Below are 23,390 nucleotides of genomic sequence, written 5' to 3'. Positions count from 1 at the left end.
CTTACAGCACCGGGACACGGTTGTTGCCGGGGGCCGCGTAGCCTGCGGGCGCCATGGACTACTGCCACGCATGCCGACGGCACCTCAACGGCGCACTGGCGTGCGCCGGCTGCGGGACGCCGGCCGAACACCTGACCGCCGCTCCCGAGCTGCCCGTCGTCGATCTGTCGGCCGCGCCCGTGCCGCCCGCGTTCGCGGGCTACACCGGCACGGGTGCCGGGCGTGCCACCGGACGCCGGCGCGCCGCCGCCCACCGCAGGCGCCGCCGCACCGCGCTCACCGTCGGCCTCGGACTCGTCTTCGCGGCCGGCGGCTCGCTCGCCCTGGCCCGGCTGACGGCCGACGACCCGTACGCCGACCGCGCCTCGACCGTCGTGCGCCAGGAAGAGCTCGGCTCCCGGCAGCCGGACGCGCCCGAGACGCCCGCCGGCCACACCTCGCCGCCGTCCGTGCCGTCCGCACAGGCCCCCTCGGGCAGCGCCGACCCGGCCGGGACGGAGCCCGCGGAGCCCGCGCAGCCTGCGGAAACGGAAGACGCGCCGACGGGCGCGCCCGGTGCTCCCCGGACCGCGAGCGCCACCGGGGGACCCGGGGCCGCGCCGGTCGTCCGCGCGCCCGAGGAGCCCGGGCAGCCGGAGGATCCCGGTAGGGACGACAGGGGCACGGCCGGTACGGGCGCCGAGCCGGAGGAGTCCGACGAGCCGGAGGCCGAGCCTTCCGACAGCAGCGGTCCCGAGCCGCGCCCGGGCGGGCCGGGCGGTCCGCCCGCCACTCCGCCCGGCCAGGCGGACCCCACCCCGGAGCCCGAGGAGGAATGCGAGTGGTTCCTCTGGTGGTGCGTCTGACGCGAGCGCCGGGCGCGTACGCGTGACGCGCCTGCCGGGCGGCCCGTGCGCGTGACGTGACCGCGCGCGGGGTCAGGCGCCCAGCATCCGCTGGAGCAGGTCCCGCAGCACGGTCCGCTCGGCCGCGCTGAGCCCGGCCAGCGGCTCCCGCGCGAAGCCCAGCGACGCGCGCAGCTGCTCCGCGGTCCGCAGGCCCTCCTCGGTGGGGGCGGCGAGCTTCACCCGGCGGTCGGCGGGGTCCGGCCGCCGCTCGACCAGTCCGCGGCCCTCCAGCCGGTCCACGATCCCGGTGATGTTCGACGGCTCGCACTTCAGCTTCTGGGCGATCCGGCGCATGGGCGTGGGGTCCACCGCCAGCAACCCCAGCACGCGGGCCTGGGCGCCGGTCAGCTGGTGGCTCGCGGCAGCCTGCTCGTACTCCTCGTGGTAGCGGGCCACGACGGCGCCGATGAGCTCGACGACCTCGAGGGTCAGGGGGTCAGTGCTTCGGGGCATGGAACCAGGCATGGAACCAGCCTACCCATTTACTTGACAACATGAAATATCCAGGGGCATGGTTGTTTCACTTGCTGAAGTAAAACTTTCCGGGAGAGACCCTTCCGGAAGAAAGCGCAGGGAGCAACCGTGTCTGACACGTCCACCACGACCACCGCGTCCACCGCGTCCGCCATCCCCGCCGTCAGCCGCGAGTGGCACCTGACCGCCCGCCCCCAGGGCTGGCCGACCGCCGGCGACTTCGCCCTGCGCGAGGTGCCGGTCGCCGCGCCCGCCGCCGGCCGGATCCTGGTCCGCAACCTGCACATGTCGGTGGACCCGTACATGCGCGGCCGGATGAACGACACGAAGTCGTACATCCCGCCCTTCCAGCTCGACGCCCCCATGGACGGCGGCGCGGTCGGCGAGGTCGTGGCCTCCGCCGCCGAGGGCTTCGAGGTGGGCGACCACGTGCTGCACGGCCTGGGCTGGCGCGAGTACGCCGACGTGGACGCGAAGCACGCGACCAAGGTCGACGGCTCGCTCGCGCCCCTCTCCGCGTACCTGGGCGTGCTCGGCATGCCGGGCCTGACCGCCTACGCCGGCCTCTTCGAGACCGCCTCCTTCAAGGAGGGCGACGCGGTCTTCGTCTCCGGCGCCGCCGGTGCGGTCGGCAGCCTCGTCGGCCAGTTCGCGAAGATCAAGGGCGCGTCCCGGGTGATCGGCTCCGCCGGCTCGGACGACAAGGTCAAGCTCCTGACCGGCAAGTACGGCTTCGACGCCGCGTTCAACTACAAGAACGGCCCGGTCGCCGGCCAGCTGCGCGAGGCCGCGCCCGAGGGCATCGACGTGTACTTCGACAACGTCGGCGGAGACCACCTGGAGGCGGCCATCGGCTCGCTGAAGGTGCACGGCCGGGCCACCCTGTGCGGGGCGATAGCGCAGTACAACGAGACCGAGCCGGTCCCCGGCCCGTCCAACCTCGTCGCGGTGATCGGCAAGCGCCTGCGCCTGCAGGGCATCCTCGTGGGCGACCACGCCGGCATCCAGCAGCAGTTCGTCCAGGACGTCGCCGGATGGCTGCGCTCCGGCGAGCTGACGTACGACGAGACGGTCGTCGAGGGCATCGAGAACGGCGTCGAGGCCTTCCTCGGCCTGCTCCGCGGGGACAACACCGGAAAGATGATCGTTTCTTTCACCCGGTAGGCTCACCCCAGGCCGTCGCGATCGTGGGCGCGAGTCGCGGCGACAACCAGGAGGATCGTCTTACATGTCCATCCAGCAGTCCGACGTTCTGTACACCGCCGTCGCCACCGCCGAGAACGGCCGCGACGGCCGCGTCGCCAGCGACGACGGCCAGCTCGACGTCGTCGTCAACCCGCCGAAGGCCATGGGCGGAAGCGGCGCCGGCACCAACCCGGAGCAGCTGTTCGCCGCCGGCTACAGCGCCTGCTTCCAGGGTGCCCTGGGCGTCGTCGCCCGCAACGAGAACGCCGACATCTCCGGCGCCACCGTGACCGCCGAGGTGGGCATCGGCAAGAACGACGACGGCTTCGGCATCATCGTCAAGATCGTCGCCTCCATCCCGGCCGTGGACCAGGAGCGCGCCAAGGACCTGGTCGAGAAGGCCCACCAGGTGTGCCCGTACTCCAAGGCCACCCGCGGCAACATCGCCGTCGAGCTGTCCGTCGTCTGACACGGCGCGCACGGCACGCACAGCGCGCACAGCGTGCGCAGTACGCACGGCTGAAGGTCGCACCCCCCGCGTTCAGGGGGGTGCGGCCTTCGTCGTACGCACCCCCTAAGCTGGCCCGATGCGTGATCTCGTGGGGGGTTTCCGGTACCTGGCGGCCGGACAGAGGTGGGTGGTCGGACACGGCAGATGGCTGGGGTTCGGCCTGCTGCCCGGACTGGTCTCCCTGCTCCTCTACGCCGGGGCGCTCGTCGGGCTCGGCTACGGCGCCGACGACCTCACCGCCTGGGCGACGCCCTTCGCCGACGACTGGTCCGCGCCCTGGTCGGGCCTGTTCCGGGGCTTCCTGACCGCCCTGGTGTTCTGCCTGGGCCTCTTCCTCGCCGTGATCACCTTCACCGCGGTGACCCTGCTGATCGGCCAGCCCTTCTACGAGTCCCTGTCCGAGCAGGTCGACCGGGCCGAGGGCGGTGCGGTCCCGGAGTCGGGCCTGCCGCTCTGGCGGGAACTGTGGATCTCGGGGCGCGACAGCCTGCGGATCCTCGTCCGCGTCGTGCTGTACGGCGCCGTGCTCTTCGCCCTCGGCTTCGTCCCCGTCATCGGCCAGACCGTGGTCCCGGCCCTCGGCTTCGCCGTCTCCGGCTTCTTCCTCGCCCACGAGCTCACCGCGGTCGCCCTCCAGCGCCGCAAGATCGACCTCGCCGAGCGGCTGGAGCTGCTGCGCGGCCGCCGGATGCTCGCCCTCGGCTTCGGCGTACCGCTGGTGCTGGCCTTCCTGGTCCCGCTCGTCGCCGTCTTCCTGATGCCCGGCGCCGTCGCCGGGGCCACCCTGCTGGCCCGCGACCTCACCGGCGAGAAGACGGACGGCGAGGCCGGAAGCGAGCCCGAGGCGGCCGGCGAGCCCGAGGCGGCCGGCGGGCCGGTCGGCGGCTGACGCCGGGCAGCCCCACCACCCTCTCCTGAAGGGGACGGCCTAGCCGACCTCGGCGGTGACCACCGTGGGCGTACGGTCGTCCGCCTCGGCGAGGAGGGCGCCGCCCGGTGCCCAGACGGCCGAGCGGCCGCAGCCCGTCCAGGGGCCCGCGGGGCCCACGTGGTTGGCGAGGACCACGTACATGCCGTCGTCCGCGGCGATGCGGGGGTAGACCGCGGCCCGCTCGTGCAGGCCGCCGCCCGTGCCGTACAGCGAACTGGCCAGGTGCACCCGGCAGCCGTCCGCGGCGCCGCGCGCGGTGAGCTCCGGGAAGTGGTTGTCGTAGCAGACCGCCAGGGCGAAGGAGAGCCCGCCGAAGTCGAACCGCCCGTCGTGCCCGCCGGCCGCGAAGGCCCCGCACTCGTGCCCGTACAGGTGCTGCTTGGCGTACGTCGTGATCAGGCCGCCGTCCGGGCCGAAGACCAGCGATCCGATGGCGGGCAGCGGTCCGTCCGTGCGGACGGCGCAGTTGACCACGGTGGCGATCCCGCTCGCCCGCAGCGGGTCCAGCCGCGGGTCGTCCGCGTCCACCCACAGGCCGGGGTCCTGCGCCAGCAAGCCGAGCTCGTACCCGGTGAGCGCGAACTCGGGGAGGACCACCAGCTCGGCGCCCTCCTCGCGGGCCCGGCCGGCCAGGCGGGCCGACTGCCCGACGTTGGCGGCCACGTCCCCGGGCACGCAGGTCAGTTGGGCTGCGGCGATCTTCACGGCGTGGCCGGGGTGCCGTGGAGCAGGGTCAGGAACGCGCGGAAGGCCGACGGCATGTCGACGGCGTCCGGAGCCAGCAGCCACTGGTACTGCAAGCCGTCCAGTACGGCCACCAGAAGCGGCGCCGCGGCCTCCGGTGACAGGCCCGAGGGCAGCCGTTCGCCGAACTCCGCCCGCAGCACCGTCGCCATCTCCGCACGTACCTGGGCGTACCGGCTGGTGAAGAACTCCCGCGCCGGGTGCCCGTCCGTGACGCTCTCGCCCAGCAGTGCCGAGAAGGTCTGCACGATGCCCGGACGCATGGCGTTGTACTCCACGAGCGAGGCGAGCAGGTCCAGCCGCCAGGTCCCGGCGGCCGAGCGGGAGCCGCCGCCGGTGTCCCAGCGGTCCCGCTCCTCCAGCACCGCGACGAGCAGCGCCTCCTTGGTCGGGTAGTAGTGCAGCACCCCCTGCTGGGTCAGTCCCACCCGCTCCGCCACCGCGGCCAGCGACGCGCCCCGGTAGCCGCGCTCCGCGATGACCTCCAGCGCCGCGTGCAGGATCTCGCCGCGCCGCTCCTCGCTCCTGGCCCTGGCCATCCGACCCCGTACCCCTCCCGCTCGCCCTCGTCAGAAGGACCGTACGACATCCGGACACCACACAGGAATGTCACGAAGAGATAACGAAACCTACCGCCCTACAGGTAAACGCGCCACGATGGGGGCACCCGCACCGCACTCACCGAGGAGGCACGGCCGTGGCAGGCGCGAATCCCCACCGGTCCCCCCAGCACACCGAGGCCACCCCCCACACCGATCCCGGCCGGGCCGACCGGGCCCGCACGGACGCCGTCGAGGCGGCGCTCGGCAAACTCGACCTCGACACCAAGGCGCGGCTGCTCGCCGGGCAGGACATGTGGTCCCTGCCCGCACTCCCCGAGATCGGGCTGCAGTCCCTGGTCATGTCCGACGGGCCGATCGGCGTCCGCGGCGTCCGCTGGACCGCCGACGACCCGTCCATCGCCCTCCCCTCGCCTACCGCCCTCGCCGCCACCTGGGATCCCGCCCTGGCCCGCCGGGCCGGGCGCCTCCTCGCGCAGGAAGCCCGCCGCAAGGGCGTCCACGTCCTCCTCGCGCCCACCGTCAACCTCCACCGCTCGCCGCTCGGCGGCCGCCACTTCGAGTGCTACTCCGAAGACCCGTACCTGACCGGCGAGATCGGCTCCGGCTACGTGAACGGCGTCCAGGAGGGCGGCGTCGGCACCACCGTCAAGCACTTCGTCGGCAACGACGCCGAAACCGACCGCTTCACCGTCGACAACACCATCGCCCCGCGCCCCCTGCGCGAGCTCTACCTGGCCCCCTTCGAGGCGATCGTCGAAAACGCCCACCCCTGGGGCATCATGACCGCGTACAACCAGGTCAACGGCCGCACCATGACCGAACACCGCTACCTCGTCAACGACGTCCTGCGCGGCGAGTGGGGCTTCGACGGCTTCAACGTCTCCGACTGGATGGCCGCCCGCTCCACCACCGGCGACCTCGACGGCGGCCTCGACGTCGCCATGCCCGGCCCCTCGACGGTCTACGGACCCGCGCTCGCCGAGGCCGTCCGGTCCGGCGAGGCCGACGAGTCCGCCGTCGACCAGGCCGTACGCAACGTCCTGCGGCTCGCCGCCCGCGTCGGCGTCCTCGACGGCGCCCCGCCCGCGGTCACCGACCTCCCGGCCCCCGTCGACGGCGAGGCACTGGCCCGCGAGATCGCCCGCCGCTCCTTCGTGCTCGTCCGCAACGAACGCGCCGCCCTGCCGCTGCGCCCGGGCGGCACCGTCGCCCTCAGCGGCGCCGCAGCCCGCGACGCGCGCGTCCTCGGCGGCGGCTCCGCCACCGTCTTCCCCGCCCGCGTCGTCTCCCCGCTCGACGGCCTCACCGCCGCCCTCCCGCCCGGCGCGCTGACCTACACAGTCGGCGCCGACCCCAGCGACGAACTCACCCCCGCCGACAAGGGCTTCGAGCTGCGCGCGACCTGCCGCGACGCCTCCGGGACCGTGCTCGGCGAGGGCACCCTGCCCACGGGGCAGGTGCAGTGGATCGGGGAGGACCTCCCGGCCGGCGCCACGTACGACACGCTGGCGAGCATCGAGGTCACCGGCACCTTCGTGCCCCGCGAGAGCGGCGAGCACGCCTTCGGCACCCGCGGCCTCGGCGCCTTCACCCTCACCGTCGGCGGCGAGCGGCTGTGGGAGGGCGTCCAGGAGATGGGCGACGAAGCCGACCCGTTCGAGGCGTTCTTCGGCGCGCCCAGCGAGCGCGGGCGCATCACCCTGGCCGCGGGCGAGCCCGTCGAGGTCTCCCTGCTCTACCGGGTCCCCGACATGTCCGCCGCCCCGCTCAAGGCGGTCACGTTCTCGCTGCTGCACCTCGGCCCGCGCCTGCCGGCCGGGGAGCTGATCGCGGAAGCCGTCGAGGCCGCCCGCGGCGCCGGCACCGCGGTCGTGGTCGTCGCCACCACCGAGCGCGTCGAGTCCGAGGGCTTCGACCGCAAGGACCTCGCCCTGCCCGGCCGCCAGGACGACCTGGTCCGGGCCGTGGCCGCCGTCAACCCGAACACCGTCGTGGTCGTCAACGCCGGATCCCCGGTGGAACTGCCCTGGCGGGACGAGGTCGCCGCCGTGCTCCTGACGTGGTTCCCCGGGCAGGAGGGCGGCGCCGCCCTCGCCGACGTCCTGCTCGGCGACGCGGAGCCCGGCGGCCGGCTGCCCACCACCTGGCCGGCCCGCCTCGCCGACGCGCCCGTCACCGACGTCACCCCGGCCGCCGGCCGCCTCGACTACCGCGAGGGCATCCACATCGGCTACCGGGCCTACGAGAAGGAGGGCGTGACCCCCGCCTACCCCTTCGGCCACGGCCTCGGCTACACCGACTGGGCCTACGAATCCCTCGAGGTCACCGGCGACGCGGCCCGCGTCCGCGTCCGCAACACCGGCGCGCGGCCCGGCCGCGAGGTGGTGCAGGTCTACCTGGCCCCTGCGGACACCGCGGGGCCCGAGCGCCCGGCCCGCTGGCTCGCGGGCTTCGCCGTGGTCGAGGCCGGGCCCGGCGAGAGCGCCGAGGCCGCGATCACCCTCCCGGCGCGGGCCTTCGAGATCTGGGACGAGGACGCGCGCGCCTGGACGCGGATCGGCGGCGCGTACGAGGTCCAGGCGGGCCGCTCGATCACCGGCACCCGGCTCACCGCCATCCTCGAGGTCTGACCGCCGAAGACCCTTCCGGACCGGACCGGGGGCGGGCCCTGACACCCGCCCCCGGTCCCACGGCGACCGCGCACCGCAGGAGACGTCCTACGCAGGCGGCCCGGCGGCCGTCACCTGCCGGTGCGCCAGCTCCGCGATCCGCGCCTGCCCGTCCTTGCCCGGGTGGAACCAGTCCCACCGGCTCAACTGGGCCGCCGTGAACGGGTACTGGAAGACCGCCCCCCCGTCATAGCGGCACAGCGGGTCCTTCCCGCACACCTCGCGCAGGACCGTGTTGTACGCGACGACCCGCGCCTGCACCGAGGCCCGGCGGGCCGCCGCCGACTTGTCCACCGCCTCCGGATCGGCCAGCATCGACGGGCAGACGCCCAGCTTCCAGATCTGCCGGCCCAGCGGGCTGCCCCGGCCCTGCTCCCACAGCCGCAGCAGGTCCGGCACGCTCGACACGTACACCTGCGTCTTCGGCAGGGCGGCGCGCAGCCGGGCGAGGCCCCGCTCGAAGTCGGCGCGGAAGTCCGCGACCGGGGTCATCGAGGCGGCCGTGGTCCGGCAGGCGTCGTTCGCCCCGGCCATCACCGTCACCAGCTCCGGGCGCTGCTCGGCGGCCTCCTCCAGCTGCGCCGGCAGGTCCGCCATCCGGGCCCCGGTGCGCGCGAAGTTCCAGCTGCGCCCGGCGGCGTTCACATCGCCGAGCAGCCGGCTGGCCAGGCTGCGCACCTGGGGGTCGTTTCCGGTCGCCCAGGAGGCCTCGGGGCAGTCCGCCAGGACCGAACACGCGTCGAATCCACGGGTGATGGAGTCACCCACAGCGGCGATGGAGGAAGGTTTCCTGTTCCATGCCGGGACCGGCTTCGCAGGGGGCCGCGCGCCGCCCTGCGCGCCCTGCTCGGCGGCGTCCACCACGCCCTCCGACGTACAGCCCGTCAGGCCCCCCACCAGGGCGAGTGCGAGTGCCGCCGCCCCGGCAAGGGCGGTGCGCGGACTGCTGTTTCGTGCGGTGCTCCGCATCCGGTGATCCCCTCCCTCGCCGCCCCGCGGTTCTCCGCGGCGTCCTGCTGAGTGAAAGCTCGGTGTTTACGTGGGTCAGGACCGACCGTACGTCACACCTGGGCCCCCGGCGCACGGTAGCTTTTTCCCGGGGCGTTTCGGCCGCCACCGCCCACCGGCACCACCCGCGGCACAATGTCAGATCGGTTCCGGTAAATTACATCACGTCACATACTGTCCGTTTTCAGGAGATTCACTCCCGATGTTGTTTACTATGGGTGACCTCGGGAGCGGCACCGGAACGAGGCCGCTGGGGAAGGCGAACCTCGTCCCACACTGGAGGTCCCGGTGACGACACGTGGAGTTCTGTACGTGCACTCCGCACCGCGCGCGCTCTGCCCGCACGTGGAATGGGCGGTAGCGGGCGTGCTCGGAGTGCGCGTGAATCTCGACTGGATCAGACAGCCCGCCTCGCCGGGCACCTGGCGAGCCGAGTTCTCCTGGCAGGCGGAGGCCGGTACGGCGTCCAAGCTCGCCTCCGCCCTGCGCGGCTGGCACCTGCTCCGCTTCGAGGTGACGGCCGAGCCCTGCGCCACCGCCGAAGGCGAGCGCTACAGCTCCACCCCCGAACTGGGCATCTTCCATGCCGTCACCGGCATGCACGGGGACATCCTGATCCCCGAGGACCGGCTGCGCGCCGCCCTGGCGCGGTCCGCCGGCGGCGAGACCGACCTCGAAGCGGAGATCGCCAAGCTGCTGGGCAAGCCGTGGGACGACGAGCTGGAACCCTTCCGGTACGCCGGGGAGGGCGCCCCCGTGCGCTGGCTGCACCAGGTCGTCTGAGACGCCTCCTTCCCCGTACCGGGTGACACGACGAAAGGGCCCGCCCGGCGGCTGCCGGGCGGGCCCCTCTCGTAGCGGGTGTATCAGGCGGTTCAGACGGTGCGGAACGCCAGCGTGACGTTGTGGCCGCCGAAGCCGAACGAGTTGTTGATCGCGGCGATCGGGCCGTCGGCGGGGAGCTTGCGCGGCTCGCCCACGACGATGTCCGCGTCGATGTCCTCGTCGAGGTTGTCGATGTTGATGGTCGGCGGGGCGAGGCGGTGGTACAGCGCCAGCACGGTCGCGACGCTCTCGATGCCGCCCGCGCCACCCAGCAGGTGACCCGTCATGGACTTGGTGGCGGAGACCGCGACGTGGTCGAGGTCGTCGCCGAGCACCTTGCGCAGCGCCTTGATCTCGGCGCTGTCACCCTGCGGGGTCGAGGTCGCGTGCGCGTTGAGGTGGACCACCTCGGACGGCTTCAGACCCGTGTTGTCGAGCAGGTTCTGCACGGCGGCGGCGACACCGCGGCCGGTCGGCTCGGGCTGCGCGATGTGGTGGCTGTCCGCGGACAGGCCCTGGCCCAGCACCTCGCAGTAGACGCGGGCGCCACGCGCGGCGGCGTGCTCGGCGGACTCGAGGACGACGACGCCCGCGCCCTCGCCGAGGACGAAGCCGTCACGGGCCTTGTCGTACGGACGCGAGGCCTTCTCGGGCTCGTCGTTGTTCTTGGACATCGCCATCATGTTGGCGAAGGCCGCGATCGGCAGCGGGTGGATGGCCGCCTCGGTACCGCCGGCGACGACCACGTCGGCACGGCCGGTACGGATCATCTCGACGGCGTAGCCGATGGCCTCGGCGCCGGACGCGCAGGCGCTGACCGGGGTGTGCACGCCCGCGCGGGCGTTCACCTCGAGGCCGACGTTCGCCGACGGGCTGTTCGGCATGAGCATGGGGACGGTGTGCGGGGAGACCCGGCGCACGCCCTTTTCCTTCAGTACGTCGTACTGGTCGAGCAGCGTGGTCACACCGCCGATGCCGGAGGCGATCACGGTGCCCAGGCGCTCGGGCGTGATGGACGCGTCCTCGCCGGCGGGGGCGGTGTAGCCGGCGTCGGCCCACGCCTCCTTGGCGGCGATCAGCGCGAACTGCGCCGACCGGTCGAGCTTGCGGGCCAGCGGGCGGGGCAGGACCTCGCTGGGGTCCACGGCGGCCTGGGCGGCGATACGGACCGGGAGGTCGGCGAAGCGCTCGCCCTCGAGGGGCCTTACCCCGGAACGGCCCGCGAGCAGGCCTTCCCAGGTCGATGCGCTGTCGCCACCCAGTGGTGTGGTTGCGCCGATACCGGTGACGACCACGGTGCGATTGGTCGGGCTCACAGGAATTCTTTCTCCACGTGTAAGAGGGTGCTGAATTGTCACGGCGCCACCGCCGGGTGGCGACAAACGCTCGTCAGGCTCAGGCCTGGTGCTTCAGGATGTACTCCGCGGCGTCGCCGACGGTCTTGAGGTTCTTGACGTCCTCGTCCGGGATCTTGACCTCGAAGCGCTCTTCGGCGGCGACGACGACCTCGACCATGGACAGCGAGTCGACGTCCAGGTCGTCGGTGAAGGACTTCTCGGTCTGAACGTCCTCGACCGGGATGCCGGCGATCTCGTTCACGATCTCCGCGAGACCTTCGATGATCTCTTCCTGGGTGGCGGCCATGTGGCGCTCCTTCGATAGCTATCTGAAAGGTGGTGCGTGGTGCTGTTCGGTGTCCGGATGATCCGGAGTGCCTAGGGGAGGGTAACGACAGTGGCGGCGTAGACGAGACCCGCCCCGAACCCGATCACGAGTGCGGTGTCGCCGCTCTTCGCCTGCCCGGTCGCCAGGAGCCGCTCCATTGCGAGCGGAATCGAGGCGGCGGAGGTGTTGCCGGTGGTTTCGACGTCCCGGGCGACCGTGACGTGCTCCGGCAGCTTCAGAGTCTTCACCATCGAGTCGATGATCCGCATGTTCGCCTGGTGCGGGATGAAGACGTCCAGGTCGTCGGCCGTGATTCCGGCCGCGTCGAGCGCCTGCTGGGCGATCTTCGCCATCTCGAAGACGGCCCAGCGGAAGACCGCCTGGCCCTCCTGCGTGATGGCCGGGAACTTCTCCGCGCTGTCCTTGCTGCGGTACTCGTCCCACGGCACGGTCTGCTTGATCGTCTCGGACTTGTCGCCCTCGGAGCCCCAGACGGTCGGGCCGATGGCCGGCTCGTCCGACGGGCCGACGATCACGGCGCCCGCGCCGTCACCGAACAGGAAGGCCGTCGCGCGGTCCTCCAGGTCGGTCAGGTCCGAGAGCCGCTCCACGCCGATGACCAGCACGTACTGCGCCGAGCCCTCGACGACCAGGCCCTTGGCCAGCGTCAGCGCGTAGCCGAAGCCCGCACAGCCGGCCGAGATGTCGAAGGCGGCGGGCTTGCCCGCGCCGATCCGGTCCGCGATCTCGGTGGCGACCGCGGGGGTCTGCTTGAAGTGCGAGACCGTCGAGACGATCACGGCCCCGATCTGATCCGCGGAGATCCCCGCGTCCGCGAGGGCCTTGCCGGACGCCTCTACGGACATCGCGGCGACGGTCTCCTCGGGGGAGGCCCAGTGCCGCGTCGCGATGCCGGAGCGCGAGCGGATCCACTCGTCCGACGAGTCGATCGTCTGGAGGATGACGTCGTTGGGCACGACGCGGGTCGGGCGGTAGCCGCCCACACCGAGGATCCGGGCGTACGGGGAACCCTGGGCAGGCTTGATCTTCGACATGCGGTGGGGCTCCTTCTCTCAGGCCGTGTGCTCGGCGACGAGCGCAGCGGCCTTCTCGAGGTCGTCCGGGGTCTTCAGCGCCAGCGTGGCGACGCCCGGCAGGGCGCGCTTGGCCAGACCCGTCAGGGTGCCGCCGGGGCAGACCTCGACGATCGCGGTGACGCCCAGCGCCTTGAAGGTCTCCATGCACAGGTCCCAGCGGACCGGGTTGGCGACCTGTCCCACCAGCCGGGCGACGACGTCGGCGCCCGTGGCGACGGCGTTGCCGTCCTTGTTGGACACGTACGTGAGGGCCGGGTCCGCGGGCTCGAGGGCCGCAGCGGCCGCTTCCAGCTTCGCGACCGCAGGGGCCATGTGGTGGGTGTGGAACGCGCCCGCGACCTTGAGGGCGACGACCTTGCGGACGCCCTCGGGCTTGTCCGCGTCCAGTGCCGCGAGCTGCTCCAGCGTGCCGGCAGCCACGATCTGGCCCGCACCGTTGATGTTCGCCGGGGTCAGCCCCAGCTTCTCCAGGTGGGGGACGGTCACGTCGGGGTCGCCGCCCAGGAGGGCGGCCATCCCGGTCTCGGTGACGGCGGCCGCTTCGGCCATCGCCAGACCGCGGGTCCGCACCAGGCGCAGCGCGTCGACGTCGTCGAGCACGCCCGCATAGGCGGCGGCGGTGAACTCACCGACGCTGTGACCCGCGACCGCGCCGAAGCTCGCCCGCGCGTCCAGCGCGGAGGCGGACAGGAGTCCGGCCGCGACCAGCAGCGGCTGCGCGATGGCGGTGTCGCGGATCTCGTCCGCGTCGGCCTTGGTGCCGTAGTGGGCAAGGTCGAGCCCGATGGCGTCGGACCACGCGGCGATGCGGTCGGCAGCACCGGGGAGGTCGAGCCAGGGAGTCAGGAAGCCGGGCGTCTGAGCGCCTTGGCCGGGAGCGACGAGTACGAGCACCCTCACACTCTCTCTTGTGGACGGTCCGCAGCGCCCGTGGGGACAGGGACGAAGAACCGTCGGGGGAATTGTTGATGTCCGACAAAAGTCTAGGGCTGGAGATCCCCATCGGCCAGACGCCCCAGGATCAGGGCGATCCGCAGCGTGAACGCCGAGCGGACATCAGAGGGTGACCACCCGGTGACGTCTGTCACACGTCGGAGCCGGTAGCGCACCGTATTGGGGTGCACGAACAGCATCCGAGCTGCGCCTTCGAGGCTGCTGGCCTGTTCCAGGTAGACACTCAGCGTTTCCAGCAGCGCAGAGCCCGCTTCTTCCAGCGGTCTGTAGATCTCCTCCACCAGCTGCTCACGTGCCGAGGGGTCTCCGGCGATCGCGCGCTCCGGCAGCAGATCGTCCGCCGAGACCGGGCGGGGCGCGTCCTGCCAGGCGGAACAGGCCTTCAGCCCGGCCGCGGCGGCCTGCGCCGACCGGGTGGCGGTCAGCAGGTCGGGCACCACCGGACCGGCCACGACGGGACCGCTCGCGAACGGCCCGATCAGGGACTTCGCCACCTGAAGCGGCTGGTCGCTGCCGCCCGCGATGACGACCAGCCGGTCGCCGAGCACGCCCGTCAGCACCTGGAGCTTCGCGTGCCGGGCGGCCCGGCGGATCGCCTCCACGGTCAGCTCGCTGTCGCCGTCCGGGGCCGTGCCCAGCACCACGCACACGTGCTCGGGAGAGTTCCAGCCGAGGGCCGCGGCCCGCGACAGGGCGCCCTCGTCGGCCTCGCCCGACAGCACGGCGTTGACCACCAGCGACTCCAGCCGCGCGTCCCAGGCGCCGCGGGCCTCCGCGGCCTGGGCGTACACCTGGGCGGTCGCGAAGGCGATCTCGCGGGCGTAGACGAGCAGCGCCTCACGCAGGATCGACTCGTCGCCGGGAGCGGCTACCTCCTCGATCGCCGCCTCCATCACCTCGATCGTGGTTCGCACCATCTCGACGGTCTGGCGCAGCGTGATGGCCCGGGTCAGCTCCCGCGGCGCCGTCCCGAACACGTCGGTCGAGATCGCCTGCGGGGTCTCGGGGTGCCGGAACCACTCGGTGAACGCGGCGATGCCGGCCTGGGCCACCAGACCGATCCACGACCGGTTCTCCGGGGGCATCGCCCGGTACCACGGCAGCATCTCGTCCATGCGGGCGATGGCGTTCGCGGCGAGGCGGCCGGACGACTTCTCCAGCCGCTTCAGGGTCGCTGCATGGGGATGGGCAGGATGCGCCGGGGCCGCGGGGGACGCCGGGGAGGGCTCACGATCTGGTTGGGGCACGGGACAAGACTGCCTTATCCGCCCGCCCGGACGGAGTGCCGGGGCTACGGTGGCTCCCATGATTGATGTGCGCCGCGGCGAGGACCGGTATCGGGGCGGGGACCGGGAGGCCGGGATCTCCACCCGGCACGCGTTCTCCTTCGGGGCCTTCTACGACCCCGAGAACCTGCGCTTCGGAGCGGTCCTCGCCTGCAACGAGGAATCCCTGGCACCCGGCGCGGGCTTCGACGAGCACCCGCACAGCCACACCGAGATCGTCACCTGGGTCGTCGAGGGCGAACTGACCCACCGCGACAGCGCCGGGCACGCCACCGTGCTGCGCGCCGGCGACGTCCAGTGGCTCAGTTCCGCGGCCGGGGTGCGGCACGCGGAGCGCAACGACGGCGAACTGCCGCTGCGCTTCGTCCAGATGTGGCTGGCGCCCGTGGAGCCCGGCGGGGAGCCGGCGTACGAGGTCGTGCGCGGCATCGCGGACGGCACGCCGTACGCCGTACCGGCCGCGGAGGCCGTGCTGCACGTACGGCGGCCCGCGGCCGGGGAGCGGGTGGCGGTGCCCGACGCCCCGCGGGTGTACGTGCACGTGGTGGGCGGTGACCTGCAGCTGGCCGGCGCACCGGAGGGGCAGCGGCTGTCCCCCGGGGACGCGGTACGGATCTCCGGCGAGCGGGGCCTGGAGATCACGGCGCTGACCCCGGGGGAGCTGCTGCTGTGGGAGCTGTCCTGAAGGGACGGGCCCCTGTTTCGGCCGGGCGGCCCTACTTCAGGTAGGCGATCCCGTCGGTGGTGATCGTCGGGCGGCCGCTGGTGGCCACCACGACGATCTTCAGCTTGTGCGTGCCGCTGGTCGCCCACGTCTTGGTGAAGAGCGCGTCCCGGTACTTGGTGGTCGCCGACTTCAGGTCGACCGTGGACACCTTCACCCCGTCGAGGTAGACGTGCGCCTGGCCGGAGGTCGTCGCCCGGGAGACGACCCACGCCACCGAGCGGCCGGTGAAGGTCCACGTCAGGCTGGCGTTGGCGGAGGCGCTGGAGAGCGAGGTGCCGCCCAGGTAGCTGGTGTTGGACCGGCTCGTCCAGGTGCCCGTCTTCGCCGCGGCGGTCTCCTGGAGGATCACCGGGGTGGCGGAGGTGGAGGCGGTCGCGGTGTTGCCCGCGACGTCCGTGGCGGTCATGGCCCAGACGCCGGCCGCACCGGACTTCGCGGTCTGCGGGCTGCTCGTGGTGGTGGCCGCGAAGGTGCCCGTGGCGGGAGCGGTGAGCCGCACGTCCTTCAGGGCGCCGGTGTCGGCGGCCTTCCACGAGAGGGTGACCGGGACCGCGGCGGTGTTCACGGTGCCGGTGCGCAGCGCCAGCGAGGGCTTGGCGGTGAACGTCGGCGCGGTGGTCTCGGCGACCACGGTCACGGCGGGGGACAGGGCGGTGCGGCCGGACTGGTGCGTGGCCTTCACCTGCACCTGGTGGCTGCCGAGGGCGAGGGTCGTGGCCGCGGAGGTGGCCGTACCGCCGACGGAGGCCACGGACTTGCCGTCGACGATGAGCTCGTTCTTCGTGATCAGCGAGGCGGGCGTGGTGGTGCTCCAGCCGACCGTGACCTTGCCCTTGGTCCAGTACTTCGAGGCCGACAGACCCGCGCCGGTCACGGACTTGACGGCGAGTCCGGCGGCCGGGCCGGCCGCCCACGCGCGGATGGCGGGCAGCTGGCCGTAGAGCAGGGTGCCCGGGCATTCGGTGGCGTAGCCGTCGCGGTGGCCGGAGATCCGGTTGAAGGTCGCGGTCTGGCCGGCCGTGAACTTGCCGTTGTTGATGGCGGCGGTCATGGGCACGGTGCCCAGCGGGTCGTGCTTGTACTGGCCGAGCTTCCACGCGGCGATGCGGGCGACCGCGGTCTTGGCGACGGCGTCGGCGTCCACCTGCGTGTAGCTGCCGATGACCGCGACGCCGGCGGTGTCGGTGTTCCAGCCCATGGTGTGCGCGCCGATGACCGGCAGGTCGATGCCGCCCTTGCGGCCCTCGAAGATCGTGCCGCACTTGTCCACGACGAAGCTGTAGCCGAGGTCCTTCCAGCCGTTCGACTTCACGTGCAGCGTGTGCAGGCCGCGCATGATCGCCGCGGAGTCGGCGCAGTTGTACGTGTTCGACTGCGCCGTGTGGTGGACGAAGACCGCCTTGACCTCCTTGCCGTAGACCGGGGCCTCGTCGTTGAGCTTCTCGTCGGCGCCCCACTGGGCGCGGCTGACGACCGGCGGCTGCGGCACGGTGGAGACCGGCGCGGTGGGCGGCGGGGACGTGGACACGCTGGGGCTGGGCGTGGCGGACGCCGACGCCGAGGCGGAGGCCGAGGCGCTCGCGCTCGGCGTGGCCGGCGGCTCGGTGGTGGCGGCCGGGGTGGGCTCGCCGGTGGCCGGGTCGGTCGCCGGGGCGGAGGCGGAAGGTTCATGCGTGGGCGTGGGCGTGGCCGCGGCGGACGCGCTCGGGTCGGCCGTCTCGGCAGCGTCCACGGAGTAGGCGGCGGGCTCTGCGCTCAGCACCCGGGAGGTGCCCGGGTCGACCATGTCGAGGCGCAGGCCGGCGGGCAGGGTGGCGCCCTTGCCGGCGACCCGGACCTCGACGCCGTCGGAGGGGCCGGTCCAGGCGGGCTCGGAGACGCCGCGCAGGCCGGGCCGGGAGGCGCCGTCGGAGAACGACTCGCCCTCGGAGCCCAGGCTCAGCCAGTCCGACCAGTCGCCGGACTTGGTGGAGCGGGTACGGACCTGGATCTCGCCGTCGACGGTGCGGGCGGGGTCGCGCCACGACACCGCGAGCATGCTGAAGGCCTTGGTGTCCTCGTCCTTGTACTCGGCGCGGTTTCCGGACACGTCCAGCGTGGCGGTGCGCACCTTGGAGACCACGGGCCCGGCGACGACGACGCCGCCGCCCGGCTGCTTGTCGTCGGTGTCGAAGACGTCGGTGCCCGTCACCCCCTGGAAGGTGAGTACCCCGATGATGCCGGCCGTGACGGTTGCGGCCGTCACCCAGATTCTGCGCGTGCGCACCGGTTGTCTCCGTGTCCCCAGAGGTGGATGAGAAACGGAATCTACCGATCGAATTGCGCCAGGCAACCGGGATGAACTGCCGGAATCCGACAGTTCATCAGCAGGTGTGATGTGATCTACATCTCAACGGCGGGCGGCGAGCTCGGCCAGGACCGCGTCCGTGAACAACGGCCAAACTTCCACGGCCCAGGGGCCGAACGCACGGTCCGTCAGCGCGACGCACGCGGCGCCCGCGTCCGGGTCCACCCACAGGAAGGTCCCGGACTGCCCGAAGTGGCCGTAGGTGCGCGGCGAGGAGTGCCGGCCGGTCCAGTGCGGGTTCTTGCCGTCGCGGATCTCCACGCCCAGGCCCCAGTCGTTGGGCGCCTGGTGGCCGTAGCCGGGCAGCACGCCCTTGAGCCCGGGATGGACGACCGAGATCGCCTCGGCGACCGTACGCGGGTCGAGCAGCCGCGGGGCCTGGAGCTCGGCGGCGAACCGCACGAGGTCGGCGACCGTCGAGACGCCGTCCTTGGCGGGCGAGCCCTCCAGGGCGGTGGCGGTCATGCCGAGCGGCTCCAGCACCGCCTGGTGCAGGTAGTCGGCGAAGGGGATGTCGGTGGCCTTGGCGATGTGGTCGCCGAGCACCTCGAAACCGGCGTTCGAGTACAGCCGGCGCTGTCCGGGCGGCGCCATCACCCGGTGCTCGTCGAAGGCGAGCCCGCTGGTGTGGGCGAGCAGGTGGCGCACGGTCGCGCCCTCGGGCCCGGCCGGCTCGTCGAGCTCGATGGCACCTTCCTCGTACGCGACGAGGGCGGCGTACGCGGCGAGCGGCTTGGTGACGGAGGCGAGCGGGAAGCGGTGGTCCACCGGGCCGTGGCTCCCGGCGAGGGTTCCGTCGGCGCGTACGACCGCCGCAGCGGCGGTCGGGGCCGGCCAGTTTTCGATGATCCGCAGGCTCTCCATGGCCCCGAGCCTACTTGCTTGGAGTGCACTCGAAGGTTCTAGCGTGTGGTCATGAGCCTGACGGAGACCCGGTACACGATCAGCGAGGTGGCGGCACGGACCGGTCTGACCCAGCACACCCTGCGCTGGTACGAGCGGATCGGGCTGATGCCCCACGTGGACCGGTCCCACTCCGGGCAGCGGCGGTTCAGCGAGGAGGACCTGGAGTGGCTCGCGTTCGTGGGCAAGCTGCGCGCCACCGGCATGCCGGTGGCGGACATGGTCCGGTACGCGGAGCTGGTCCGGGCCGGGTCGCACACCGTGGACGAGCGCCGCGAGCTGCTGGAGCGGACCCGCCGCGAGGTGCGCGCGCGCATCGACGAGCTCAACGGCACCCTCGCCGTGCTCGACTTCAAGATCGGCATCTACACCGGAAAGGCACAGCCTTGACGAACGGCAAGATCGCACAGGTGGAGCTGGGCAAGGGCGGCCCGATGGCCGGGGTCCAGGGGCTCGGCTGCATGGGCATCAGCGACTTCTACGGGGAGACGGACGAGGCAGCGGCGCGCGACACCCTCGACGCGGCGCTGGAGCTGGGCGTCACCCTCTTCGACACGGCGGACATCTACGGCCGGGGCCGCAACGAGGAATTCCTCGCGCCCTTCCTCGCCGCGCACCGCGACGAGGTCGTGCTGGCCACGAAGTTCGCCATCGAGCGCACGGACGACCCGCAGTACCGCGGCATCCGCAACGACCGCGCGTACATCCGCCAGGCCGTCGAGGGCAGCCTGCGGCGGCTCGGCACCGACACCATCGACCTCTACTACATGCACCGGCGCGACCCCGCGGTGCCGCTGGCCGAGTCGGTCGGCGCGATGGCCGAGCTGGTGGCGGAGGGGAAGGTGCGGCACCTGGGGCTGAGCGAGGTCACCGGGACCGAGCTGCGCGAGGCGCACGCCGTGCACCCGATCGCGGCCCTCCAGTCGGAGTGGTCGCTGTTCAGCCGGGACGTCGAGCTGAGTGCGGCCGGCGCGGCCGCCGAGCTGGGCGTCGCCTTCGTGCCGTACTCGCCGCTCGGGCGCGGCTTCCTGACCGGGGCCTTCGCGGACGCGGGCAAGGAGCTCTCGGCCGGGGACTTCCGGCAGTACCAGCCCCGCTTCACCGGCGACAACGCGCGGGCGAACGCCGCGCTGCTGGAGCCGGTGCGCGCCGTCGCGGCGGCGCGCGGGGCGACCGCGGCGCAGATCGCGCTGGCGTGGGTGCACCAGCGGGCGCAGGTCCACGGCCTGACCGTGGTGCCGATCCCGGGAACCCGCAAGCGCAGCCGCCTCGCCGAGAACGTGGCCGCCGCCGGGATCACGCTGAGCCCGGCGGAACTGGACCTGCTGGAGCCGATCGCCGCCTCGGTGGCCGGCGACCGCTACGCCGACATGAACTACACGTCCGCCGCCCGCGAGGTCTGAGCCTCACAGCTCGGCGAGCAGTTCTGCCTTCTTCGAGGTGAACTCCGCGTCCGTCAGCAGCCCCGCGCCGTGCAGCTCGCCCAGGTGGCGGATGCGCTCCGCGATGTCCGCCGGATCGCGCCGGGCAGTGCGGACCGCGGCCACCGGCAGGGCCGGCCCGCGGCTGCGGACGGCCCGCAGCACGGCGGCGGCGAACGGCAGTGACTCGTGCACCGTGCCGTAGCCCAGGCCGAACACCACGGCCGAGGGGTCCTGGTCCGGCGGTACGGCCCCCGCGGCCGTGCCGCCCGTACCGGGACCCTCGCGGTGCAGCAGGCGCAGGTGCCCGCCCGGGGACTCGGGGGTGCGCCACTCGACCCCGCAGAGCGCGTCGAGCCCGAAGTGCTGGTCGCCGGCCTTCCACTTGGTGCTGGTGGCGCCCGTACGGGACCAGCGCAGGGTCACCGCCGAACCGTCGAAGCAGGCCTTGGCGTCGTATCCCTTGAACTGGAGCGGGGCCTCCGGCGCCGGCTCGGCCACGGGCACCAGGAAGCGGCCCGCCGGCTCGTCGGCGTCCGGGCCCAGCGCGGAGCGCAGCGCGCCGGCGAGCCCCGTGGCGGCCGCGGCCCGGTCGGCCGGCAGCACCAGCCGGTACGGGTCGCAGATCTCCCGGAGCTGTCCGGCGGCCGCCTCCATCAGCGGATCGGCGCCGGGCCGCGGCACGGCACGCAGGACCACGGTGTCCCGTTTCCCCGGGGTGAGCGTCACTGCGGTCAACGCATCGTGCGGGATGCGCCGTTGGCCCAGCGCATTCCACAACCGCGGTGTACGGATCCCCCGTTCGAAACGGATGAGCACCGAATCCGAGTGAAACTCCCACACGGCATGATTTCCGGCCAGCACTTCACCCATGCGGCTCATCGTAAGCGGCCTCCCCGCCCCACGTCCCCCATGCTGTCGGGGGTGATTTTCCTGCATCTACGCGTGTCAGTGCGCTTGTGTGCCGGAAATTCCACGGAGACACGACCCATCCCCCTGGATACAGACGACGGAACCGTACGAACCGGTTCCGATTCGCGCGAAGTTGTCCACAGCGACGGTGCCTGGCTCGAAATAGCCCGTGTGACCGCGGGCACCCTCGGCGGACAGCCTGCGCGCCCCGAATTCCGGGGCCAGCGGGTCCGCGCCGTGCCCGACGCCGCCGACCTCCAGGTGCGGCACGCCGGCGATCCAGTCCCCGGAGTCCCGCATCGCCCAGACCCGGGCCGTGGTGCCCAGCCCCTCGGCAGAGCCGGCCCGCATCCCGGGGCTGCCCGCGACCGCCAGGTCGGTGACCCGCGGGGGCAGCCGGTCCGCGGCCACCCCGCACACCACGGATCCGTAGCTGTGGCAGAACAGCGCCACGGAGGACCGTCCGGGCAGGGCCGCGACCAGTGCGCCGAGCCGGCGGGCGCCCTCCACCGCGAGCCTGCCGGTGGCGGCGTCCATGCCGACCCCGACCGGTGCCGTGTAGTCGGCCCAGGCGATGACCGCGGTGCGCACGCCCGGCGCGGCCGCGCGCTCGGCGCCGTACAGGGATTCGGCCATCCCGACGGGCGCGGTGTAGCGGCGCGCGGTCCGCTCGAACGTCAGGACGTCGGTGTCGACACCGGGGACGATCACCGAGACCCGCTCGGCGCGGTCCAGGTCCCCGAAGACCTCGGCAACGCGGCCGCCGCCGGTCGGGTCGAAGGACAGGATCTGGCGGCCGTCGCGGAGCAGGGACGCGAAGCGGTGGGCGCGGCGGGTGGCCTCGTCGCGGTCCGCGGGGGCCAGCCGGAAGTCGTCGGCGTGGACCAGCTCGACGCTGTGGGCCTGCTCCAGCGCGCGGTGGTTGGCCCGGTAGCGCAGACCGGCAGGGGCTCCGTCGAGATTGCCGACGACCAGCGGGTACCGCTCGGTGAGCCGGGCCCGGCCGCCGGGGTCGAGGCTGCGGAAGAACCGCGCGACCACGTCGGCGGGTGCGTCCGAGGCGGGCAGCGCCCGGCCGTCGATGCGGCCCTGGTCCCAGAGCGCACGGGCCGCGGCCAGCGGGGCGCCCTCGTCCTCGGGGCGGTGCAGCGCGGTCCAGCCCGTGGTCGCGAGCATGACGAACACCACCGCCAGCGCGAGCAGAGCGCGCCAGGCGGCGGGAGCGGAGGAACGGGGCTGCGGGTGGTGCCCGTGGTCGGCGGGCCCCGCGGGATGCGCCAAGGCTGAGAAGTTCACTGGGGTTCAGCGTAGGAGACCCGCGAGCACGTCTGCACACGGGGTGACCAGCGTCACCGCCGAGTGGGGGCGTGCCACGGCGATTCTGGACAATCCACCGAACGTGCCGTCACCCTGCGTGCAGCCGGGGTGTGCGTTCAGCTGCCCGGCCGTGCGTCCGTCCGCGCCTGCCCGGCTGCGCGCCCGGGCGCTTGTGCAGGCTCCCGTGCGGGCGTTCGCCAGTCCCCGGCGAGGGCGGGGGCGAGGTGGTCGAGGTAGTCCTCGGTCAGCTGCCGGATCGCGGCCACGCTGACGTCCTCGCCCTTCCCCCACAGCTTCCCCGTTACGCGCATCACGCCGGAGAACGCCGCCACCGCCACCCGCGGCCGCGGATCGGCGTCCACGTCGAGGCCCTCGCGCTCGGCGACGAGCCGGGCGATCTCCTCCTCCAGCTCGGTGGAGCGGCGCAGGTGGACGGCGAGCAGGGCGGGCGTCGACTCGATGACCTGGTAGGTCCGCATGTGCAGGTCCACCGGGACCACGTCGGAGATGGCCTCCTCGATGGTGTCCCACGCGCCGAGCACGGCGCCGCGCAGCGCGGTGAACGGGTTCTCCTCGGCCGGCCGGGCCCGCAGCGCCGCGACGAAGTGGGACTCCACCAGGTCCTGGACCGTGAACGCGACCTCTTCCTTGTTGGCGAAGTAGCGGAAGAACGTGCGCTGCGACACGTCGACGGCCTCGGTGATCTCGTCGACGGTCGTCTCTTCGTACCCCTTGGTGGTGAACAGCACCAGGGCGGCGCGCAGCAGGGCGTCGCGGGTCCGCCGCTTCTTGCGCTCGCGCAGTCCGTCCGGTGCCGCCGCGGCCCCGGTCCGCTCGTCCGTCATCGCCAACGCAGTACCTCTCTCCGTCCTGCCAGCCCCGTGAGCGGGCTCACCTTACCGGCGCGCTGGATGGCAGCTTCTGTCTCATTGGTCCGTTTGAGAAATGTCAGCGGCTGTCACTA

23 protein-coding genes are annotated in these 23,390 nt (G+C 72.9%); 9 read left to right on the top strand and 14 right to left on the bottom strand.

The annotated features are described in order from the left end of the window. Positions 1 to 53 precede the first annotated feature (53 nt). Positions 54 to 845 (top strand): SCO2400 family protein, encoded by a 792-nt coding sequence (locus ACZ7H1_RS08615; RefSeq protein ID WP_470784869.1) that lies wholly within the window; start codon positions 54 to 56, stop codon positions 843 to 845. A 72-nt stretch (positions 846 to 917) separates the two neighbouring features. Here ACZ7H1_RS08615 and ACZ7H1_RS08610 read toward each other — a convergent pair whose 3' ends face one another. After that, entirely contained in the window at positions 918 to 1,340 is a 423-nt protein-coding gene (locus ACZ7H1_RS08610) for a MarR family winged helix-turn-helix transcriptional regulator (protein WP_470784867.1), read from the bottom strand. 129 nt (positions 1,341 to 1,469) lie between these two features. Between ACZ7H1_RS08610 and ACZ7H1_RS08605 the strand changes: the two genes are divergently transcribed. The 3 genes from ACZ7H1_RS08605 (at position 1,470) to ACZ7H1_RS08595 (ending at position 3,946) form a co-directional block, all read left to right on the top strand. Further along, a complete protein-coding gene (locus ACZ7H1_RS08605; protein WP_470784865.1) occupies positions 1,470 to 2,525 on the top strand; it encodes an NADP-dependent oxidoreductase in 1,056 nt (351 codons plus the stop codon). A gap of 64 nt (positions 2,526 to 2,589) precedes the next feature. Next, positions 2,590 to 3,015 carry an organic hydroperoxide resistance protein gene (locus ACZ7H1_RS08600; protein ID WP_470784863.1) on the top strand — a complete coding sequence of 142 codons (426 nt, stop codon included), beginning with the start codon at positions 2,590 to 2,592 and terminating at the stop codon, positions 3,013 to 3,015. Positions 3,016 to 3,133: 118 nt separating this feature from the next. Further along, entirely contained in the window at positions 3,134 to 3,946 is an 813-nt protein-coding gene (locus ACZ7H1_RS08595; RefSeq protein WP_470784861.1) for an EI24 domain-containing protein, read from the top strand. Positions 3,947 to 3,985: 39 nt separating this feature from the next. On the opposite strand, the gene ACZ7H1_RS08590 is transcribed toward ACZ7H1_RS08595, so the two are convergent. Both ACZ7H1_RS08590 and ACZ7H1_RS08585 read right to left on the bottom strand, forming a co-directional pair. Continuing rightward, positions 3,986 to 4,693, bottom strand: coding sequence for a carbon-nitrogen hydrolase family protein (locus ACZ7H1_RS08590; RefSeq protein WP_470784860.1), 708 nt, complete (start codon positions 4,691 to 4,693; stop codon positions 3,986 to 3,988). After that, positions 4,690 to 5,271 carry a TetR/AcrR family transcriptional regulator gene (locus tag ACZ7H1_RS08585; RefSeq protein ID WP_470784858.1) on the bottom strand — a complete coding sequence of 194 codons (582 nt, stop codon included), beginning with the start codon at positions 5,269 to 5,271 and terminating at the stop codon, positions 4,690 to 4,692. Before ACZ7H1_RS08585 ends, ACZ7H1_RS08590 begins: the two co-directional genes overlap by 4 nt. Before the next feature lie 158 nt (positions 5,272 to 5,429). On the opposite strand from ACZ7H1_RS08585, the gene ACZ7H1_RS08580 reads away from it, so the two are divergent. Next, entirely contained in the window at positions 5,430 to 7,925 is a 2,496-nt protein-coding gene (locus ACZ7H1_RS08580) for a glycoside hydrolase family 3 protein (protein WP_470784857.1), read from the top strand. A gap of 87 nt (positions 7,926 to 8,012) precedes the next feature. On the opposite strand, the gene ACZ7H1_RS08575 is transcribed toward ACZ7H1_RS08580, so the two are convergent. Next, entirely contained in the window at positions 8,013 to 8,933 is a 921-nt protein-coding gene (locus ACZ7H1_RS08575; RefSeq protein ID WP_470784856.1) for an SGNH/GDSL hydrolase family protein, read from the bottom strand. 327 nt (positions 8,934 to 9,260) lie between these two features. Here ACZ7H1_RS08575 and ACZ7H1_RS08570 point away from each other — a divergent pair, with 327 nt between their 5' ends. Continuing rightward, the gene (locus ACZ7H1_RS08570) at positions 9,261 to 9,755 is read left to right on the top strand and encodes a DUF3145 domain-containing protein (protein ID WP_470784855.1); all 495 of its coding nucleotides are present in this window, start codon (positions 9,261 to 9,263) and stop codon (positions 9,753 to 9,755) included. A gap of 92 nt (positions 9,756 to 9,847) precedes the next feature. Here ACZ7H1_RS08570 and fabF read toward each other — a convergent pair whose 3' ends face one another. The 5 genes from fabF to ACZ7H1_RS08545 all read right to left on the bottom strand — a co-directional run bounded on the left by fabF (position 9,848) and on the right by ACZ7H1_RS08545 (position 14,760). Next, positions 9,848 to 11,113, bottom strand: a complete 1,266-nt coding sequence (fabF, locus tag ACZ7H1_RS08565; RefSeq protein ID WP_470784853.1) for a beta-ketoacyl-ACP synthase II — start codon at positions 11,111 to 11,113, stop codon at positions 9,848 to 9,850. A gap of 79 nt (positions 11,114 to 11,192) precedes the next feature. Then, a complete protein-coding gene (locus tag ACZ7H1_RS08560) occupies positions 11,193 to 11,441 on the bottom strand; it encodes an acyl carrier protein (protein WP_470784851.1) in 249 nt (82 codons plus the stop codon). A gap of 71 nt (positions 11,442 to 11,512) precedes the next feature. Continuing rightward, complete coding sequence (locus tag ACZ7H1_RS08555) at positions 11,513 to 12,517, bottom strand: beta-ketoacyl-ACP synthase 3 (protein ID WP_470784850.1); 1,005 nt, start codon at positions 12,515 to 12,517, stop codon at positions 11,513 to 11,515. 18 nt (positions 12,518 to 12,535) lie between these two features. Beyond that, positions 12,536 to 13,453: an ACP S-malonyltransferase gene (locus tag ACZ7H1_RS08550; protein WP_470784849.1), complete on the bottom strand. Its 918-nt coding sequence runs from the start codon at positions 13,451 to 13,453 to the stop codon at positions 12,536 to 12,538. Positions 13,454 to 13,542: 89 nt separating this feature from the next. Continuing rightward, positions 13,543 to 14,760 carry a PucR family transcriptional regulator gene (locus ACZ7H1_RS08545; protein WP_470784848.1) on the bottom strand — a complete coding sequence of 406 codons (1,218 nt, stop codon included), beginning with the start codon at positions 14,758 to 14,760 and terminating at the stop codon, positions 13,543 to 13,545. Positions 14,761 to 14,818: 58 nt separating this feature from the next. Here ACZ7H1_RS08545 and ACZ7H1_RS08540 point away from each other — a divergent pair, with 58 nt between their 5' ends. Beyond that, on the top strand, positions 14,819 to 15,484 hold the full coding sequence (locus ACZ7H1_RS08540; RefSeq protein ID WP_470784846.1) for a pirin family protein: 666 nt from the start codon (positions 14,819 to 14,821) through the stop codon (positions 15,482 to 15,484). A gap of 31 nt (positions 15,485 to 15,515) precedes the next feature. Here the strand turns inward: ACZ7H1_RS08540 and ACZ7H1_RS08535 are convergent, their stop codons facing one another. Then, positions 15,516 to 17,792 carry a peptidoglycan recognition protein family protein gene (locus ACZ7H1_RS08535; protein ID WP_470784844.1) on the bottom strand — a complete coding sequence of 759 codons (2,277 nt, stop codon included), beginning with the start codon at positions 17,790 to 17,792 and terminating at the stop codon, positions 15,516 to 15,518. A 123-nt stretch (positions 17,793 to 17,915) separates the two neighbouring features. Continuing rightward, complete coding sequence (locus ACZ7H1_RS08530; RefSeq protein WP_470784842.1) at positions 17,916 to 18,737, bottom strand: serine hydrolase domain-containing protein; 822 nt, start codon at positions 18,735 to 18,737, stop codon at positions 17,916 to 17,918. Positions 18,738 to 18,788: 51 nt separating this feature from the next. Between ACZ7H1_RS08530 and ACZ7H1_RS08525 the strand changes: the two genes are divergently transcribed. Next, positions 18,789 to 19,166 carry a MerR family transcriptional regulator gene (locus ACZ7H1_RS08525; protein ID WP_470784840.1) on the top strand — a complete coding sequence of 126 codons (378 nt, stop codon included), beginning with the start codon at positions 18,789 to 18,791 and terminating at the stop codon, positions 19,164 to 19,166. A gap of 44 nt (positions 19,167 to 19,210) precedes the next feature. Continuing rightward, on the top strand, positions 19,211 to 20,179 hold the full coding sequence (locus ACZ7H1_RS08520; protein WP_470785150.1) for an aldo/keto reductase: 969 nt from the start codon (positions 19,211 to 19,213) through the stop codon (positions 20,177 to 20,179). A gap of 3 nt (positions 20,180 to 20,182) precedes the next feature. Here the strand turns inward: ACZ7H1_RS08520 and ACZ7H1_RS08515 are convergent, their stop codons facing one another. From ACZ7H1_RS08515 to ACZ7H1_RS08505, 3 genes are all read right to left on the bottom strand, one after another. Continuing rightward, the gene (locus tag ACZ7H1_RS08515) at positions 20,183 to 21,070 is read right to left on the bottom strand and encodes a DUF4429 domain-containing protein (RefSeq protein ID WP_470784839.1); all 888 of its coding nucleotides are present in this window, start codon (positions 21,068 to 21,070) and stop codon (positions 20,183 to 20,185) included. A gap of 75 nt (positions 21,071 to 21,145) precedes the next feature. Further along, positions 21,146 to 22,285, bottom strand: a complete 1,140-nt coding sequence (locus ACZ7H1_RS08510; protein ID WP_470785149.1) for an alpha/beta hydrolase — start codon at positions 22,283 to 22,285, stop codon at positions 21,146 to 21,148. A 257-nt stretch (positions 22,286 to 22,542) separates the two neighbouring features. Then, complete coding sequence (locus ACZ7H1_RS08505; RefSeq protein WP_470784837.1) at positions 22,543 to 23,271, bottom strand: TetR family transcriptional regulator; 729 nt, start codon at positions 23,269 to 23,271, stop codon at positions 22,543 to 22,545. Between the last annotated feature and the right edge of the window lie 119 nt (positions 23,272 to 23,390).

It is taken from the genome of Streptomyces sp. NPDC037401 (assembly GCF_055602345.1).
This window is presented reverse-complemented; position numbering and strand designations above follow the sequence as displayed.

Coding starts and splice junctions, on each gene's coding strand:
- ACZ7H1_RS08515 (WP_470784839.1), bottom strand. CDS start 21,070: ATGGGTGAAGTGCTGGCCGGAAATCATGCCGTGTGGGAGTTTCACTCG.
- ACZ7H1_RS08615 (WP_470784869.1), top strand. CDS start 54: ATGGACTACTGCCACGCATGCCGACGGCACCTCAACGGCGCACTGGCG.
- ACZ7H1_RS08585 (WP_470784858.1), bottom strand. CDS start 5,271: ATGGCCAGGGCCAGGAGCGAGGAGCGGCGCGGCGAGATCCTGCACGCG.
- ACZ7H1_RS08505 (WP_470784837.1), bottom strand. CDS start 23,271: ATGACGGACGAGCGGACCGGGGCCGCGGCGGCACCGGACGGACTGCGC.
- ACZ7H1_RS08540 (WP_470784846.1), top strand. CDS start 14,819: ATGATTGATGTGCGCCGCGGCGAGGACCGGTATCGGGGCGGGGACCGG.
- ACZ7H1_RS08520 (WP_470785150.1), top strand. CDS start 19,211: ATGGCCGGGGTCCAGGGGCTCGGCTGCATGGGCATCAGCGACTTCTAC.
- ACZ7H1_RS08510 (WP_470785149.1), bottom strand. CDS start 22,285: ATGCTCGCGACCACGGGCTGGACCGCGCTGCACCGCCCCGAGGACGAG.
- ACZ7H1_RS08530 (WP_470784842.1), bottom strand. CDS start 18,737: ATGGAGAGCCTGCGGATCATCGAAAACTGGCCGGCCCCGACCGCCGCT.
- ACZ7H1_RS08600 (WP_470784863.1), top strand. CDS start 2,590: ATGTCCATCCAGCAGTCCGACGTTCTGTACACCGCCGTCGCCACCGCC.
- ACZ7H1_RS08595 (WP_470784861.1), top strand. CDS start 3,134: ATGCGTGATCTCGTGGGGGGTTTCCGGTACCTGGCGGCCGGACAGAGG.
- ACZ7H1_RS08560 (WP_470784851.1), bottom strand. CDS start 11,441: ATGGCCGCCACCCAGGAAGAGATCATCGAAGGTCTCGCGGAGATCGTG.
- ACZ7H1_RS08610 (WP_470784867.1), bottom strand. CDS start 1,340: ATGCCCCGAAGCACTGACCCCCTGACCCTCGAGGTCGTCGAGCTCATC.
- ACZ7H1_RS08555 (WP_470784850.1), bottom strand. CDS start 12,517: ATGTCGAAGATCAAGCCTGCCCAGGGTTCCCCGTACGCCCGGATCCTC.
- ACZ7H1_RS08575 (WP_470784856.1), bottom strand. CDS start 8,933: ATGCGGAGCACCGCACGAAACAGCAGTCCGCGCACCGCCCTTGCCGGG.
- ACZ7H1_RS08525 (WP_470784840.1), top strand. CDS start 18,789: ATGAGCCTGACGGAGACCCGGTACACGATCAGCGAGGTGGCGGCACGG.